The following is a 16,930-nucleotide window of genomic DNA, read 5'->3' as shown; positions in this document are numbered from 1 at the left end:
ATCAGTCGAGCCTCGTGTGGGTTTTGCGCAGCAGGCTGTCGCCGAGCAAATTGCAGCCGATCACCAGCGCGGCAATCACCAGGCCGGGATACAGCACCAGCCACTGCGCCAGCAGCATGTAAGAACGGCCTTCGCCGATCAGATTGCCAAGGGTCGGCGTCGGAGGCTGAATGCCCATGCCGAGAAAGCCAATTGACGCCTCCAGAACAATCAGCCGGGGAATATCCAGCGTCAGCAGCACGATAAGCGGCGTCATCAGATTGGGTAACACGTGGCGCAGCAAAATGCGCGGCGTGGAGAATCCCATCGCTTTCACGGATTCGATGTACTCCAGTTCGCGGATTTCCAGCGTTTTCGCCCGTGCCACGCGGGCGTAAATCGCCCAACTGGTGACGCCCATGATCACAATAATGTTGCTGAGCGTTGCGCCGAACAGCGCCATCACCAGCAGGATCAGCAGGATGAACGGCACGGCGAGCTGGATATCCATCAGGCGCATGATCACCGCGTCCAGCCAGCCCCCGACGTAACCGGCGATCATGCCGAGTGCGGAACCGATCAGCGCAGCGATCACCGCCGCCAGCATCACCACCATCAGCGAGAGGCGGGTGCCGGAGAGAATGCGGGAAAGAAGGTCGCGACCCAGCTGATCGGTGCCCAGCCAGTGCGCGCCCGCTGAGCCCGAACTGCCGGGAGGCGAGAACGCCGCCGCCAGATCGTTAATCAGCGGATCGGGCAGAGGAAGCCACGGCGCGAGCAGCGCCGGGACGATCACCAGCAGGAGCAATAGTCCGCCGAGGACGCCGTCACCGTAAAAACGGCGGCGGGGTTTTCTCAGCAAAGCCTGTCGCGGTGAAATCATTTGAGCCTCAGATCAAACAGCGGGATACGGGCATCGGCGCGGCCGCTGAAGGTGAGGTTGTCGGCACTCGCGTACAACGCATCTTCTTTGTACAGCGGGATCAGCGGTTGCTGCTGTGCCACCACGTCCTGAATCTGTTGCAGGATTTTCTCACGGCGGGCCGGATCGACGGTCAGGCGGCTGCTGTTGAGTAAGGCATCCAGCTCCGGTGAACTGACGGTCGAATAGGGTTCGCCGGAATGCAGAATGGGGTAAAGCGCGGCGTCGGCATCGAGCGTTTGCGTTGAACCCCACGCCAGCATGTACATCGGTGCCTGTTTTTGTGCGGCAACCTGCTGGGTGTAAACCGACCACTCCGGCACTTCCAGCTCGGCTTTCACCCCGATGGCGGCCAGATCCTGCACGATGGCCTGTGCCACGTCGGCGCTGGCAATGTAACGGCGCGGTGCCTGGAAGCGCAGGGTGAACCCTTGCGGGTAACCGGCTTCGCTCAGCAAGGATTTGGCCTTCGCGATATCCTGCGCCGGGGCGGGTATTGCCTGATAACCGAAATCTTTCGGCCCGGCCATGGTGCCGGTCGGCGTGCCAAATCCGTGCAGCAGATCGCGGGTATACGCGGTGCGGTTCAATGCCAGTGACAGCGCCTGACGCACGCGCACGTCGTTAAGCGGTTTCTGATCGTTTTTCAGCCCGAGATAGATAGTCAGGCCGCCGTTTTTAACCTGTTCGAGATGAACGCCCGGCTTGTTTTTCAGCGCTGGCACCAGATCAGCCGGTACGCCATCCACCAGCTGAACTTCGCCGGTCAGCAGGGCGGTAATGCGCGCGGTGGCTTCCGGGATCGGGCGCCAGGTGACGGTATCGATTGCGGGCTTGCCGCGCCAGTAATCCGCATTGGCCTGCATCACGACTTTTTCATCCGGGACAAATTCTTTCAGAATATACGCGCCGGAGCCCACGGGTTTGCGGGCAAATTCAGCCGCCCCTACTTTTGTGACATAAGCTGGCGGTACAATGTAGGTCGGGTAGCGGCTCATGCGGGTTGGCAGCAGCGGATCCGGGCCGGTGGTATGAATTTTCACTTCAAGATCGCCGCTGACTTCAACGGATTTTATCGTGCGGATATACGAAATGGTCGGTGAGTGATTGGCCGGATCGAGAATGCGATCGATAGAGAATTTCACCGCCTGCGCATTCACCGGTTCGCCGTCAGAAAATGTTACACCGGGACGCAGGGTAAACGACCAGGTGGTGTCATCGAGGGCTTTCCATGCGGTGGCCAGACCCGGCTGCAACTGCATGTTGGCATCGCGCAGCACCAGCGTGTCAAACAGGTTGTCTACCAGCGTGGCAGGCTCTTTAAGGAAACCGGGATCCATCGCGGTTGCGGAAGTTGTCTGGGCAATCACCAGTTCGGAAGCGAAGGCTACCGGCGTCATGAGGCTCATCAACACAGCCAGCGAAGCCAGCTTAAAGGCAGGTATTTTCATCTACGGTCATTCCCAAAGTGAAGCCGCCAGCAAAGTTGACGGAATTAACGTGACGTCCGGCGTCACAGAAAACGTACAAGCAATGTTCAACTCCTCAATACATGATATATCCTATATAATGTATTTTTGGCAAGCTACGGATTAAACCGCAAAAGAAAAGCCATATTTTTGCTAAAGGAAAATGTCACATGTTTGAGATGGAAAAAGCGCAGCGTGTCAGTTTAACCATGCAGGTCGAAGCCAAACTGAAAGGGGCGCTGATCGTCGGCATCCTCAAGCCCGGCGCGCGTCTGGTCACGAAAGAGATTGCGGCGCAACTGGGCACCAGCGTCACGCCGGTGCGCGAGGCACTGCTGCGGCTGGTGTCTGCGGGCGCGCTGGATGCCACGCCTGCGCAGGCATTTCTGGTGCCTAAAATCGCGCTGACGCGTTATCAGGAAATCACGCTGATCCGTAAAAATCTCGAAGGTCTGGCGGTGTCTCAGGCCTGCGAGCGGGCAACGCCTGCCTGCCTGACGCAGCTGAAAACGCTGAATGCCCAATTTATGGCGGCGAAAGTGGTGAATAACGTGGAAGAGGCGTTACAGGCTAACCGCGAGTTTCGTTTTGCGTTGTATGACATCGCCGGTATGCCGACGCTGACGGCGCTGATTGAACAACTTTGGGTGCAAATCGGTCCGTGTTTTAACTATCTTTATCCGCAATCGGCGCACATGGCACAGGGCCAGCACAATTACGATCAGCTGCTGCTGGCGTTAGAGGCGGGTGACAGCAAACGCTGCGTAAAACTGATTCATAAATCCATTGATGACGGTTCTGCCATTCTGGAAAAGCACTATTTCTGAGAGGCTGGGCATAAACGGGTTGCGGGAATGAACAAAAGCCAGACGGGACGGTGATCACCTGTCTGGCTGAACCTTAGGCGGTGGCAATTTCCTCTTGTGCGGCCTGCGCCGCAAACTGGTTTTCCGGCTCCGCTAACCCCAGATTTTCCCTCAGCGTCTTCCCTTCATACTCCGTGCGGTACACCCCGCGGGCCTGTAACAGCGGGATCACCTGGTCGGCAAAGACGTCAAATGCCGTCGGCGTGCCGCCGCGCACGATAAAGCCGTCAGTGGCGCCGGAGGTAAACCAGTGTTCAAGCCCGTCGGCGACATCCGCAGGCGTGCCAAGGAACGTCGGGCGTGGCGTGGCGGCTTCCAGTGCCGCCTGACGCAGCGTCAGCCCGCGTGCGTGCGCATTGCGTTTGATTTCGTCGGTGGTGCTGCGAAAGCTGTTCTGGCCCAGATCGCCAATGTCCGGGAAGGGCGCGTCGGGGTCGTGCTGGCTGAAATCGTAATGCTCAAAGTAACGCCCGAGGTAATCCAGCGCGCTTTCCAGCGTCACTAACTGCGCGGTTTCCTGATACTGACGCTCAGCCTCGCTGACCGTGTCCCCGATAATCACGCTGATGCCCTGGAACACGCGGATATCGTCGGCGTTGCGGCCATTTTCCACCAGCTGACGGCGGACATCCTCGCGGAATGCGCGGGCCAGTTCAGGCGTTTCCTGACGGGTATAAATCGCGTCAGCCGCTTCGGCGGCAAAGGCTTTGCCCTGTTCAGACGCGCCGGCCTGAAATACCACCGGACGGCCTTGCGGTGAGCGCCCGACGTTGAGCGGGCCCTGCACCGAGAAGTATTTTCCCTGATGATTCAGCGTGTGTAATTTTTCGGAAGCGAAGAATTCGCCGCTGGCTTTGTTACGCACGAACGCATCCTTTTCCCACGAATCCCACAGCCCTTTCACCACGCTGACATACTCACTGGCGATGCGGTAACGTTCGTCGTGCTCCGGGTGTTTGTCACGGGAGAAGTTTTTGGCCGAGCCTTCCAGCGGGGAGGTGACGACGTTCCAGCCCGCCCGGCCACCGCTCAGATGATCGAGGCTGGCAAACTGGCGCGCAACGGTGAACGGCTCGCTGTAGGACGTTGAAAGGGTCGCCACCAGACCAATTTTATCGGTGACCAGCGACAGCGCCGAAAGCAGGGTTATCGGCTCAAAACGGTTAAGAAAATGCGGGATTGATTTCTCAGTAATAAAAAGCCCGTCGGCAACAAATAAGAAATCAAATTTAGCCTGTTCGGCTTTTTGCGCTAATTGCTGGCAGAACTGAATATTAATACTGGCGTCGGCGACGGCGTCAGGGTGTCGCCACGCCGACATATTTCCCGATGCGCCCTGAATAATGGCACCCAGACGAAGGTATTTATTGTGGCTCATTGTGAATTCCTTATTGATTTAACCGGGCGGCGCTAAACCGGCGCGCGTAATTCAGTGAGTGAACGAACCTGTGGCTTATTTTCCTGTACGTCGAATGCCTGCTGATCGAGAATTTTACGCAGATACACCAGCTCGACGCCCAGCGGATTGGTCGCGGTATGAAACGGCTCGTAGCCACGGCGCAAATAGAGATCTGTCAGCCACGGGTGTCTGATCGCCGTAGCCAGATACACGGCGGGGGATTTCAGCGTATCGCGTAAAAACGTTTCTTCGACGTGACGGATAATTTCGCGGCCAAAACCCTGGCCCTTCGCCTGTTCGGCCACCGCGAACCAGTGCACAAAAGGCCAGGGGGCAAGATGATTTTTTGCCGGTGTCCACGGAAAGCGGGTGGTCAGGGTGGCGGTCAGCCCGGCATCGGTTTCCAAAACATAAGTGGTTTCACTGCGGATAACCTGCCGCACGTCTTCCACGCTGGCGCGGGTAATGGTGAAGTGAATGTTGTGCTCGAGAAGCGGCGCGTAGGCCTTTTGCAGCAGGCTGTGCAGGGCTGCTGCGTCGGACTCACGGGCAAGACGAATACCTTGGCTCATGTTCAGATCCTCAGGCCAGCGCCACGCTGGACGTGGCGAGTAATTCGAGAGAACGCAGGCGCGCCTGCGGCTGTGCCAGCGGGGTGTCTATCACAAATTCCTCAATGCCGTATTTCGCCTGCAACGCCTCCAGTTGCTGATGAACCTCCTCGCCGGTGCCGTGCAGCACGGCGGATTTGCGCTCTTCAATTTCATGAGACGCGGCGTCAGACTGGCGCGCGTACAGCTCGGCCTGTTCCAAGCTGCCGACGTTGACGCTCTGACCGTCGCTGCCGGTCACGCGGTATCGCTGGCTGTTATCCACCAGACTGGCCGCTTTCGCCGCCGTGTCGGCCACGATCACCGGCACGGCCAGCAGGGCGCGCCTGCCGTTGCTGTCATGCGAATAGGCGGAAAGGGCGCGTGAAATATCGCGCTCGTCGGCATTCAGATGGGCGGCGAAAACGAAGTTCCAGCCGAGGCTCGCCGCCAGCCGCGCGCTTTGCTCACTGGCACCCAGCAAAAAGCGTGAGGCAGGCTGCGGCGGTTGCGGCGTCACAGACAGGCGGTCATCGCCATGCCCTCTGACCGGCACCGACAGCCAGTCATCCAGCTGGCGAAGCTGTTCGGCAAAATCGCCTTTACGGGCAGGATCGACGGCGTACTGCAACGCGTGGGTGGAAAGTGGCAATCCGCCCGGCGCTTTGCCGATACCGAGATCAACCCGTCCCGGCGCCAGCGAGGCCAGCTGATTGAAATTCTCCGCCACCTTGAACGGGCTGTAGTGTTGCAGCATCACGCCACCGGAACCGACCCGCAGTTGCCGGGTATGCGCCAGGATCCAGGCGATGACAATTTCAGGCGAGGAGATCGCCAGTTTGTCCGTATTGTGATGCTCCGCCAGCCAGAACCGGTGGTAGCCCCAGCGTTCAGCTTTTTGCGCCAGTTCCAGCGTGCGTCTGAGCGCACCGGCTGCATCTTCGTGGTCATCCAGCGGACTTTTTTCCAGCAAACTTAAACGGTATCCCATCGCTTTCCCTTGTTTTCGAAACACGTTGTTAACAAGGATTATTGGATTCAGGGGGAAGGGATGTAAAACAACAATAGTTGCTATTTAAGTGCGGGAAATGAGATTAGAAAGCAGACTGGCGGGGAATATTTCATAAGACGCAAAAAATAACATGCCCATCATGAAATGGGCATGTTAAGAAAACCGGTTTTAACGTTTAAAAATCACTTTTTCTTATAAACGTCCGCAGTACCATGGATCTTATTATTGGTATTGCCGGAGGTTAAGACGAAGACGTCACCGCCTTTTTTATCGGCTTTTTTCGACAGGTCTTCGATAGCGCCGGACTGAGAAGTTTTATTGGACGTCGTCACTGAACCCACTTTGGTGTATTCAGACGCCACTTTTTCAAAATCCACTTTCTTCATCAGTTCTGCGGAAAAAGCACTGGAAGAGATAAACGCCGTCAAAGCCACAGCCAGCAACACATTGTATTTTTTCATGTCAGCCTCAGATTGAGAATTGCCCAGTAATTGACGAAACCTGGCTAGCCCTACGCCTGTTTATAATAACCCTGTTAAGTAATAAACCCGTCTGTAAACAACAAGTTCATACCTCACTAAGGTGTAGATGACGTTGTGAGTAATTTCAATGCAAAACTAAAATTTTAAACGCTTCCCGCTCTGTTTCAGGCAAAAGCCGTCATGGCGCGCTATCTCACATTCCGTTTCCGATCCCACAAAAATCCAGATCTCCGTAGGATTTTCATCGTTTTTTCCTGCTTCTTTCCCCGTAGTTTGATGTTACGCAAACGTTAACTGACGAGGCAAAACATGAACATTTCAACGGAACAGTATCTCACCGCGCTGGGCGCAAATCAGACGTTGTCACCGGCGCAACTCGATGAGCTGGAGACGAAAGGTTATGTGGTTATTCATGATGTTATCGACAAAGACTGGCTGGAAGATATGCGCAGTGCCTTTGATTCTCTGGTGGAAAAAGAGGGCGATAATCTGGCGGTGGAACACCATCAGGAAGCCACCGCGACGCGTATCGCTAACATGATTAACAAAGGCACCGTGTGGGAAAAAGTCTGGGCGCATCCGCTGATCCTTTCTGTCTGCCGCCATATCTTTCAGGGAGCCTTCAAGGTGTCGAGCCTGAACGGACGGGAAGCGTTGCACCACGGCGGGCATCAGCCGCTTCATGCAGACTGGAAAAAACCGCGCCCGGATTTCCCAAAAGTGCACCTGGTGAATGCCATCGTGGCGATTGACGATCTGAGTGCTGCCAACGGCGCGCCGCGTATCATTCCCGGCACGCACCATCGCCCGGAGCTGCCGGAAGAGGTGCTGGCCGACCCCGCGCTGCCGCATCCTGATGAAGTGATGTTTGAAGCGCCCGCAGGCAGTGTCATGATTTACAACGCGCACGCCTGGCATGGCGGCACCAATAACACCCTCGGCACACGCCGCCGGGTGCTGCACAGTCTGTATATCGACCGTGACGATATGCAGCAGCAGGATCAGCGCAAGTGGCTGAAGCCTGAAACGGCCAGCCGTCTGACACCTGCGCAGAAATGGTTACTCGACGTGCTGTGACGTCTGACGGAGTGAAACGCCCGGCCGGCAGGTCGGGCTTTTTTTTGGCAATTTGCGCAGGGTCACAGAGTCCGCCACCGGCATAACATCGAAGTTGTTACGGGTATGTTATGGTAAAAGGAAATTCCCGGAGGCTCACATGCTGACTGACGTCATTGAAACCCTTTTCCGATCGGTGTCCGGCAGCGGTGCCCCGGTGGTGCGGTTCCCGGATAACTCCCAGCCGCCTCCGGAGCTGGCCTGTGTGGTGAGCTTTCCGCGTATCGAATTTGTGGTCGAAGGTGAGGTGCATGATCGCAGTATCACCCGCGACAAGGGTTTGCTCAGGCAGGGGGACGCCGTTTATATCCCCGGCGGGAAGTGGAATCTGACGGTATGGGACCGCCCGGCTGTGTTGCTGAGTATTCTGTTCAGCAAAGAAAAACTGGGTTTCAGCCTGCAATTCTGGGATGGCAAGGCCTTCACCGGCACCGACAAACAGAGCGTGCCGCGCCTCGGCCCGCGCGTGGGATCCTTCCTGTTGCAGGCCATGAATGAAAGCGTTTCTCTTCCCGACGATCAGCAAACGGCCCGCTGCGTGGTGGCCGGATTGCTGAGCCATTGCCTTGAGCAGTTATCCAACCGGGCCCAGGTGCTGACCCGCAGCGGCGCACTGTTTGAGATGGTGAAAAAATACATCGATGAAAACGCTTCGCTGCCGCTGACGCGGGAAAACGTGGCGAAACGCTTCCATATCACCCCCAATTACCTGTCACATCTGTTCAGAAAATCCGGCGATATCGGCTTTAGCGAATACCTCAATCACGTGCGTCTGGAGCGGGCGAAACTGCTGCTGAAGGGCTACGAGCTGAAAATTAAAGAAGTCGCGAGTCATTGCGGATTTGTGGACAGCAATTATTTCTGCCGTGTGTTTCGCAAAAGCACTGCGCGATCCCCTTCGCAATACCGCAGCCAATGGCTGAGCCAGTTGCCCTGATTTTTTTGCATATTGTCACGCTGCGATATTATTGCGGGTCTATGCTACTTTTTTTAACCCGTAATGATAAGGAATGAGTGATGCACCAGCTCGTGTTGTTTTTATCTTTGTTCTGCATGGCCAGTTCGGCTTTCGCCAGCCCCGATGCGGCGACTTCTCTGGCTTCAGCGATGAATCAGCGCATGGCGGTGATGAAAGATGTGGCGGGGTATAAAGCGGCCCATCATTTACCGGTTGAGGATTTGGTCAGGGAACAGAAAGTGCTGGCCGAAGCTCAGGAAGAGGCGGGGAAAGCGGGTGTGGACGCTCAGTCGGTCGCGCCGTTTATTCAGGCGCAAATGGATGCAGCGAAAGCCATTCAGTACCGCTATCTGGCGGACTGGCTGTCGCAGCCGGAACCTGAGTGGAAACCGGCCGATCTGGCGGACGTCAGAAAACGGATTTCACAGTACGACAAACTGATCCTCGACACGCTCAGCCAGCAACTGAATGCCGGAGGATTCAGCAAGGAAGAGCGTGCGCGGATGGTCAGCCTGCTCAACGCGCCGCACCTGAGTAATGCCGATAAACAGCGCCTGGCAGATTCACTGGGAATGATTAAACCTAAGTAAAACCCCTCAACCCGGCGGGAATGGCGCACTTTTCGCTGCCATTCCCCCGTCTCTTGTTCTACGCCTGCGCCAGCCTGCGTCTCTTCACCGGCACCGTGATCCACAGCAGGCAGGCGACGATCAGGCCAATCCCCCCCCAACCGAGAGCGGGCAGCCTTTCGCCGACTATCACCACGGCAAGCACCGCCGCAACGGCGGGTTCGAGCAGCGTAATGGTGGTCGCCATACTGGCGGGAATGCGCGCCAGCCCGTAGCCGTAATAGAGATAGCCGATAAACATCGGGACCAGCGCCATGTAAATGCCGACGGCGGCGTTATTCCATGAGGCCAGCAGCGGCGCGCCGGTGGCAAAAAGTACCGGCATCAGCATTATTCCGCCGAAGCCAAAGGTCGCCCCCATGGCGGTGCGCGAAGGAATGCCGCGCTGCATCAGATGACGCGCCGCCCAGGAGTAAAGGGCGTAGGTCAGACCGGCCAGCAGCCCGAGCGCAATGCCGGTAATCACCTCTGACTGCTGCGCCGTGGAGGAGGAGTGAGCACTTTCGGCCAGACAGAGCAGCACCATGCCTGCGACACCCGCCGCCGCGCCGGTCATCCAGCGGCGCGTCAGGCGTTGTCCGTCAAGACCATATTCAATCAGTGCAGACAGCAGCGGGGCGGAACCGATAGAAATCACCGTCCCGACCGTCACCCCCGCCAGATGCATGGAGGCATAAAACGCCAGAGGATACACCGCCACCGCCAGCGCACCGGTCAGCAACATCCGCCAGTGATGGCGCAGCGTGGCGCGGTGACGGGCAATGCCCCGCAGGGCGATCAGCGCCTGTAATATGCCGCCAACGCCCATCGCCACCGCACCGATGGCAACGGCGCTGACGCCCGGCGCAAAGGTCGCCGCCGTTCCGGTGGTTCCCCACAACAGTGCGGCGATCAGTACGCCGCCCATGCCTGACATACGTTCAGCGGGATTCATGCCTGCGTCGCCTCCATCATCTCTTCTGCCATCGCCATGGCCTGCCGGACACAGTCGCCGTTGCCTTCAAGCCCCGCGCGGGACATGGCCCCTTCGAGCAGGAAGGAGAAGTGACGCGCCATCCGCTGTGCTTTGGGTTCATCGCCGTCAAGCAGGGTGAGAAGGTGGGCAGTCAGAATCGATTCCACCTGTTCTTTGTGCCCGCGCACCGCCGTTCTGCCGGGGGCACCGGCGGGTAACTCCGCGGCGGCATTGAGTAATCCGCAACCGCGAAAGCCGCGCTCATAGGCGAATTCCGCGTGATCCTCATACGCCAGAAACACCGCCAGCACACCTTCTCTGGCGTCAGAAGTCTGCTGCAGACGGCGGCTGTAGAGCATCAGCCATTCGTCGTGGCGGATCTCAATGTACGTGGCCACCAGTTCAGCTTTTGATTCGAAATTGTTGTAGAGGCTTTTTTTGGCCACACCGGCTTTTTTGACGATGGCATCAATGCCCGTCGCGGCGATGCCATCGTTGTAAAACAACACTCTGGCCGCGCCCAGCAGGCGGTCGCGGGCGCTTTCTGCGGGAGAATCGGAGACTGGCATGGCGCAATTCCTTCGGGGTGAGTAAGCAGTATGTATACCAGTCTACCTACTGGTGGCGAAAAACGAAAGGGTCAAAGTGGGCGGGTTAACCGTGCCTTTACTGGGGGAAAGAGACATAATCCGGTAAAAGCCGTTTGCAGACAGCAGGTTGGTTCTGTCCGGCAGAGCAATATGTCGTTAACTTTCAGAAGGAATAAAACATGTTTCATGAGTGGCTGAATGCCGTACACGTTATTGCAGGGGTGTTGTGGATTGGCGGAATGATGGGGATGGCGATGGTTTTCGCGGTCACCGGCAACGCGGCGGCGCAGGAGGCCAGCCAGACGGCGCTGCTCGGCTATGTGCGCAAATGGAACCGCTGCGTCACCAGCCCGGCAATGCTTCTGCTGTGGATCGCCGGTGTCTGGATGATTGTCAGTTACGGCAAATTCCCGCACGCCTGGTTGCTGATCAAACTGCTGGTGGTGGTGGGGCTTTCCGCCCTTCACGGCATGCTTTCCGGTGAACTTCGCCGCCGTGCAACCGGCCAGCCGACCAAAAACTTCGCCATTTTAGGTAAGGCGTCGGCAATTATCGTGGTGGCCGTGGTAGTGATCGGGGTGTTAGCGGTAATCAGACCCTTTTAACGGCGCGGCAGTGACCGGCTAAAACGGCCTTAACCGGCAATAAAAAATCCACGCTCAGACGTGGATTTTTTATTGGCATCAATTTCGTAACAAACACTAAACATTTTCAGCTTAACCCGCTGGCGGCGCTGTGAGAAACTGGCAATGATTGCGCAAACATTCTAATTTTTGACACCCGAAAACAGTGGGCAATGCTTTGAATAACACCCAAAAAACCTATAAGAATCGAACCCGTTCTGCCACGCTCGAAGATGTGGCGAAAGAAGCCGGTCTGTCACCGATGACGGTGAGCCGGGCGCTGAATAACCCAAAAGTGGTGCGACCGGCGACTATCTCCCGCGTGATGGACGCGGTGAATATTACCGGCTACATCCCCAACATGCTGGCCGGCGGGCTGGCGACCAGCCGCACCAAGCTCATCGCCGTGGTGGTGCCGCAGATTAACAACAATATGTTTGTCGATACCGTGCAGGCGATAAGCGATGAACTGGCGCTGCGCGGTTACCACATGCTGCTGTGCATTGTCGGCTACGAGCCGGAGGCGGAAACGGACATTGTGGCGACACTGCTTTCCCGCCGCCCGGACGGTATCGTGCTCACCGGTATTCATCACACCTCAGAACTGAAACGCATTATTCTCAACGCCAATATTCCGGTGGTTGAAATCTGGGATTTAACGCCCACCCCCATCGACATGCTGATTGGCTTCTCCCATGAAAAAGTCGGCAACGCGATTGGCGCGTATTTTCTGGATAAAGGCTTCACCCGCTTCGGCTTTATCTGTGCCTCTGACCGCCGCGCGATAGTGCGGAAAAAGGGTGCGCAGGCGGTGTTGCGCACCCGGCCTGAGCATGAGATTGAAGAGCTGATTGTGTCCCGTCCGGCCAATATGGAAGTCGGGCGCAATGCGCTGCGTCAGATGATGGCGGACGGTAAACGTTTCGATGCCATCATTTGCAGTTCTGACACGCTGGCGCAGGGCGCGATTATGGAGGCGGAAGCGCAGGGGCTGCGGGTACCGGGCGATCTGTCGGTTATCGGCTTCGCAGATCTGAATTTTGCTGCCCATAACCGCCCGGCGATCACCACCGTCAGCGTGGATAAGTGGGAACTCGGGGTGAAGGCGGCCCGGATGCTGGCGGATAAAATCGAAGGCATTCCGGTGGCGGAAAGCGTGGTGGATCTCGGCTATTCGCTGGTGATCCGCGAATCCGCATAAGGCCATCAGGGAATATCTCGCGGGGATTTAAGCCTGCATCACAGCGGCTTATCACCTTTAGAAAACGTAATTTTAACTTGTTCGCCACCTTATCCTGGTGTCAAATCAGACACATTGCATCCTGACGGGCAAGACCGTTAACAAAAGGAAAATACTATGTCTCAAACTCTGCGGGTTGGCCTCATCGGTTATGGCTTCGCCAGCAAAACCTTCCACTCACCGCTGATCGACGGCACACCGGGTCTGGAACTGGCCGTGGTGTCGAGCAGTGATGCCGGAAAAGTGCATGCAGAATGGCCGCAGGTCAGGGTAGTGGATTCCCCTGAGAAGGTGTTTGCCGATCCGGATATCGATCTGGTGGTGATCCCCACGCCAAACACCACGCACTTCCCGCTGGCGAAACTGGCGCTGGAAGCGGGTAAGCACGTTATCGTCGATAAACCCTTTACCGTCACGCTGGAAGAGGCCCGCGAGCTGGATGCGCTGGCGCGTGAAAAAGGCAAAGTGCTGTCGGTGTTCCATAACCGCCGCTGGGACTCCGATTTCCTGACCGTGAAAACGCTGATCAACGAAGGATCTCTCGGCGATATCGTTTATTTCGAATCGCATTACGATCGTTACAAACCGCAGGTGCTGGAACGCTGGCGTGAGAGCGCGGCGCAGGGCAGCGGCATCTGGTATGACTTAGGATCGCATCTGCTGGATCAGGCATTGCAGTTGTTCGGTACGCCGGACACCTTACAGGCCGATCTGGCCGTGCTGCGCCCCGGCGGTAAAGCGGTGGATTATTTCAACGCCGTGCTGACCTATCCGCGCCGTCGCGTGGTGCTGCACAGCACCGTCTACGCCGTGGCAGAAACGGCGCGCTTTATCGTGCAGGGCGAAAAAGGCAGCTATGTGAAATTCGGGCTGGATCCTCAGGAAGATCGTCTGAAAGCGGGTGAGCGTTTGCCGCAGGCTGACTGGGGTTACGACATGCGCGATGGCGTGGTGACGCTGAGCCATGACGGCGTGCTGGCGGAAAAATCGCTGCTGACCCTGCCGGGCAACTATCCGGCCTATTACGCCGGTGTGCGTGATGCGATTAACGGCCAGGGTGAAAATCCGGTGCCCGCGGGCGACGCTATCCGCGTGATGGAACTGATCGAACTGGGTATGCAATCTTCTGAGCAACGCGCGACGCTGAACGTCAAAAAATAAGTCGCCGTTGTTATTTTCACGAGGTGTTAACCGCACCTGTTTATCTGGCAAGGAAGGTCCATGTCCTGGTTAAAAATCGATAAGTTTTTGCTGATTCTGATCTGTGTGGTGGTGGTCGCGTCGTTCTTTCCTTGTGAAGGGATTTACAAAACGATCTTCGAACACCTGACCACCGCGGCCATCGCGCTGCTGTTCTTTATGCACGGCGCGAAGTTGTCCCGCGAAGCGATCATGTCGGGGATCGGCCACTGGCGTTTGCACGTTGTCGTTTTCCTCAGCACCTTCGCACTGTTCCCACTGCTGGGGCTGGGGATGAAATGGCTGGTGCCGGTGGGGATTTTAACCCCGACGCTGTATTACGGTTTTCTGTATCTCTGCGCGCTGCCTGCCACCGTGCAGTCGGCCATCGCCTACACCTCGGTGGCGGGCGGGAATATTCCGGCGGCCATTTGCAGCGCGTCCGCCTCCAGCATTCTCGGTGTTTTCCTTTCGCCGGTGCTGGTGGGCCTGCTGATGCATACGCAGGGCGGCACCAGCGATACGCTGCATGCCATCGGGTCGATCGTGTTGCAACTGATGGTACCTTTCATCATCGGGCATCTGTGCCGTCCGCTGATCGGGGGCTGGGTGCAGCGACATAAGAAAATCGTTAACGTGACCGACCGCTCTTCCATTCTGCTGGTGGTGTACGTGGCCTTCAGCGCGGCGGTAGTGGAAGGGATTTGGCATCAGATTGACGGCTGGTCACTGCTGGCGGTGCTGGGTTGCTCGATTGTGCTGCTGACCATTGTGTTGATCATCAATACGTTTGTGGCGCGCTTGTTTGGCTTTAACACCAAAGATGAAATCACCATTGTCTTCTGCGGGTCGAAGAAGAGCCTGGCGAACGGGATCCCGATGGCGAACGTGTTGTTCCCGGCGGCAGCCGTCGGGGCGATGGTCTTACCGCTGATGATTTTCCACCAGATCCAGCTGATGGTGTGCGCGGTGCTGGCCTCGCGTTATGCCAGACGCGTGGCGCGTGAAGACGCCGCTGCACAGGTGAAAAAAGAAGACGTGACATCAGCGTAACCGGCTGACAGAAAGACAAAAGGGCGAGAATCATTCTCGCCCTTTTTTATGGAGTCAGAAACGGTTACGCCGAGACTTTATCGCGGATTGCCTGTTTTTCCGCATCGGTCAGGAAGGCCATGGTCAGGCCGTTTTCCTGCGCTTTACGGATTTCATTTTGCGTCAGGCCCGCGGCTGGCGCGGCAACGTTGTACTCGTTGGCGATCTCAATGCCCTGAACCGCCGGGTCATCGGTATTGATCGATGCCAGAACGCCGTGACGCAGGAACGTCGCCAGCGGGTGCTGCTCAAGCGACGCCACGGTGCTGGTTTGAATATTGGAGGTCAGGCAGGATTCGATACCAATCTGGTGCTTCGCCAGGAAATCCATCAGCGCCGGATCTTGCGCTGCTTTCACGCCGTGGCCGATACGCTCAGCGCCCAGTTCACGGATGGCCTGCCAGATGCTTTCAGGGCCTGCCGCTTCACCGGCGTGAACGGTAATACGCCAGCCTGCATCACGCGCGCGGTTAAAATGGCTGAGGAAAAGACTGCCCGGAAAACCGAGTTCATCACCGGCCAGATCCAGCGCGGTAATACCGTCGCGGTGCGCCAGCAGGCCTTCCAGCTCCTGCACGCAGGCATCTTCACCAAAAGTACGGCTCAGAATACCGATCAGACGCACATCGATATCATGATTTTTTTGCCCTTCACGGATCCCTTCGATCACCGCTTCCACCACGCCGGCAACCGGCAAATTGTGATTCATCGCCATGTAGTACGGCGAGAAACGCAGCTCGGTGTAATGCAAACCGGCCTTCGCGGCATCTTCCACGTTTTCTTTAGCAACGCGACGGCAGGCGTCGATGTCGCCCAGCACTTTCACGCCCCAGTCCAGTTTTTGCAGGAAGCTGACCAGATCCGGTTCCGCGTGCATCACCTGCACGTGCGGGCGCAGGGCGTCGAGTTCGTCAGCAGGCAGGGTCATATTAAACTGACGACCTAAATCGAGAATGGTTTGAGCGCGAATGTTGCCATCAAGGTGGCGGTGGATATCAGTGAGGGGAAGGCGTGTGTCGATCATGGTGTGCACTCATTATTATTGAAATGTGCGGGGCATTATAACTGGATTTAGTTGCGCAACAAGGAAGGTTTTGGTTTTGCTGCCTCCCCGGCAATGAACTGAACCCAGAATGTTGGACTTTTTAACCTTCATTCGGAGTTCATATGAAATACACTCTTCAAACCAAACTCATGGCCGTCAGGCATTACCTGGACGGCCATGGCGGCTACAAAATTTTATTTGAAAAAAATTAGCCGTAACTATCATCGATATCCGGATGTTTTTAAAAAATAATGGATTATAACAATGGGTTATGCAATATTTTTGTTTTTACACAACACATTAAATTAAAGTGGTTCGTTTTTTAAACTAGTTTCTTTCGCACAGTTTTTCGTTTAAAGCATATCTGCTCGTGCCAATGACTGTGCGGGTCACAGTATCACAATTGATATAACCATTTTTTTCTAAAAATTTTGGATATTTAACTGTAAATATTAGAGTGAATATTAATGCAGAGAGCATATAAAAAATAAAAAAAATGAATAGTTGCTTACCATATTTTTTCGCCATGCTCTGTGTTTTTTCGCTGACTGATGCTAACAGTATTGCGAGTATCGTCAGGCCGCCACATATTGCGAATGAAAAAAAGCCAAAGTCGAATAAGACAACTTGTTTTGGATATATATATTCAATGGCTACTGAAATGCCAAAATATAAAGATGAAAAACTTAAGGTTAGCAATAATAGACAACCAAAAAACAACTGAGTTTTACTAACTTTACTTGTCCTATTCAACTTTTTATTCACGTAATAACCTCAAAAAATT

The 16,930-nt window shown here is 55.9% G+C and carries 18 protein-coding genes; 8 read left to right on the top strand and 10 right to left on the bottom strand.

Annotation, left to right across the window (positions count from 1 at the left end):
* Position 1: 1 nt before the first annotated feature.
* Positions 2–862: an ABC transporter permease gene (locus ED901_RS06690; protein ID WP_056777336.1), complete on the bottom strand. Its 861-nt coding sequence runs from the start codon at positions 860–862 to the stop codon at positions 2–4.
* Complete coding sequence (locus tag ED901_RS06685) at positions 859–2,352, bottom strand: ABC transporter substrate-binding protein (protein WP_122095379.1); 1,494 nt, start codon at positions 2,350–2,352, stop codon at positions 859–861. The genes ED901_RS06690 and ED901_RS06685 overlap by 4 nt, the downstream gene beginning before the upstream one ends.
* A gap of 188 nt (positions 2,353–2,540) precedes the next feature.
* Between ED901_RS06685 and ED901_RS06680 the strand changes: the two genes are divergently transcribed.
* On the top strand, positions 2,541–3,197 hold the full coding sequence (locus ED901_RS06680; protein ID WP_056777328.1) for an FCD domain-containing protein: 657 nt from the start codon (positions 2,541–2,543) through the stop codon (positions 3,195–3,197).
* Positions 3,198–3,270: 73 nt separating this feature from the next.
* Here ED901_RS06680 and ED901_RS06675 read toward each other — a convergent pair whose 3' ends face one another.
* The 4 genes from ED901_RS06675 to yahO form a co-directional block, all read right to left on the bottom strand.
* Entirely contained in the window at positions 3,271–4,614 is a 1,344-nt protein-coding gene (locus tag ED901_RS06675) for an LLM class flavin-dependent oxidoreductase (RefSeq protein ID WP_122095378.1), read from the bottom strand.
* A gap of 32 nt (positions 4,615–4,646) precedes the next feature.
* Entirely contained in the window at positions 4,647–5,207 is a 561-nt protein-coding gene (locus ED901_RS06670; protein WP_056777321.1) for a GNAT family N-acetyltransferase, read from the bottom strand.
* Positions 5,208–5,217: 10 nt separating this feature from the next.
* On the bottom strand, positions 5,218–6,216 hold the full coding sequence (locus ED901_RS06665; RefSeq protein ID WP_056777318.1) for an LLM class flavin-dependent oxidoreductase: 999 nt from the start codon (positions 6,214–6,216) through the stop codon (positions 5,218–5,220).
* A gap of 203 nt (positions 6,217–6,419) precedes the next feature.
* The gene (gene yahO / locus ED901_RS06660; RefSeq protein WP_056777315.1) at positions 6,420–6,698 is read right to left on the bottom strand and encodes a DUF1471 family periplasmic protein YahO; all 279 of its coding nucleotides are present in this window, start codon (positions 6,696–6,698) and stop codon (positions 6,420–6,422) included.
* Positions 6,699–7,028: 330 nt separating this feature from the next.
* Here yahO and ED901_RS06655 point away from each other — a divergent pair, with 330 nt between their 5' ends.
* The 3 genes from ED901_RS06655 to ED901_RS06645 all read left to right on the top strand — a co-directional run bounded on the left by ED901_RS06655 (position 7,029) and on the right by ED901_RS06645 (position 9,383).
* Positions 7,029–7,796 carry a phytanoyl-CoA dioxygenase family protein gene (locus tag ED901_RS06655; protein ID WP_122095377.1) on the top strand — a complete coding sequence of 256 codons (768 nt, stop codon included), beginning with the start codon at positions 7,029–7,031 and terminating at the stop codon, positions 7,794–7,796.
* Between the two features lie 139 nt (positions 7,797–7,935).
* Entirely contained in the window at positions 7,936–8,772 is an 837-nt protein-coding gene (locus ED901_RS06650; protein ID WP_056777310.1) for an AraC family transcriptional regulator, read from the top strand.
* A gap of 80 nt (positions 8,773–8,852) precedes the next feature.
* Positions 8,853–9,383 carry a chorismate mutase gene (locus ED901_RS06645; protein WP_122095376.1) on the top strand — a complete coding sequence of 177 codons (531 nt, stop codon included), beginning with the start codon at positions 8,853–8,855 and terminating at the stop codon, positions 9,381–9,383.
* A 58-nt stretch (positions 9,384–9,441) separates the two neighbouring features.
* Here ED901_RS06645 and ED901_RS06640 read toward each other — a convergent pair whose 3' ends face one another.
* Positions 9,442–10,356, bottom strand: a complete 915-nt coding sequence (locus ED901_RS06640) for a DMT family transporter (protein WP_240993880.1) — start codon at positions 10,354–10,356, stop codon at positions 9,442–9,444.
* Entirely contained in the window at positions 10,353–10,946 is a 594-nt protein-coding gene (locus ED901_RS06635) for a TetR/AcrR family transcriptional regulator (protein WP_122095375.1), read from the bottom strand. The genes ED901_RS06640 and ED901_RS06635 overlap by 4 nt, the downstream gene beginning before the upstream one ends.
* A gap of 200 nt (positions 10,947–11,146) precedes the next feature.
* Here ED901_RS06635 and ED901_RS06630 point away from each other — a divergent pair, with 200 nt between their 5' ends.
* From ED901_RS06630 to ED901_RS06615, 4 genes are all read left to right on the top strand, one after another.
* On the top strand, positions 11,147–11,572 hold the full coding sequence (locus tag ED901_RS06630; protein WP_122095374.1) for a CopD family protein: 426 nt from the start codon (positions 11,147–11,149) through the stop codon (positions 11,570–11,572).
* A gap of 196 nt (positions 11,573–11,768) precedes the next feature.
* Positions 11,769–12,791 (top strand): LacI family DNA-binding transcriptional regulator, encoded by a 1,023-nt coding sequence (locus ED901_RS06625; protein WP_056777380.1) that lies wholly within the window; start codon positions 11,769–11,771, stop codon positions 12,789–12,791.
* 156 nt (positions 12,792–12,947) lie between these two features.
* Positions 12,948–13,991 (top strand): oxidoreductase, encoded by a 1,044-nt coding sequence (locus tag ED901_RS06620; RefSeq protein WP_056777292.1) that lies wholly within the window; start codon positions 12,948–12,950, stop codon positions 13,989–13,991.
* A 60-nt stretch (positions 13,992–14,051) separates the two neighbouring features.
* Entirely contained in the window at positions 14,052–15,062 is a 1,011-nt protein-coding gene (locus ED901_RS06615) for a bile acid:sodium symporter family protein (protein ID WP_056777287.1), read from the top strand.
* Positions 15,063–15,126: 64 nt separating this feature from the next.
* Here ED901_RS06615 and add read toward each other — a convergent pair whose 3' ends face one another.
* Positions 15,127–16,125 carry an adenosine deaminase gene (gene add / locus ED901_RS06610; RefSeq protein ID WP_122095373.1) on the bottom strand — a complete coding sequence of 333 codons (999 nt, stop codon included), beginning with the start codon at positions 16,123–16,125 and terminating at the stop codon, positions 15,127–15,129.
* A gap of 348 nt (positions 16,126–16,473) precedes the next feature.
* Entirely contained in the window at positions 16,474–16,911 is a 438-nt protein-coding gene (locus ED901_RS25055) for a hypothetical protein (protein WP_162997822.1), read from the bottom strand.
* Positions 16,912–16,930 lie beyond the last annotated feature (19 nt).

The sequence above is a fragment of the Rahnella sp. Larv3_ips genome (assembly GCF_003697865.1).
Lineage (GTDB): Bacteria > Pseudomonadota > Gammaproteobacteria > Enterobacterales > Enterobacteriaceae > Rahnella > Rahnella rivi.
The sequence above is the reverse complement of the archived record's forward strand: the minus strand, read 5'-3'. Positions and strand labels throughout refer to the sequence as shown.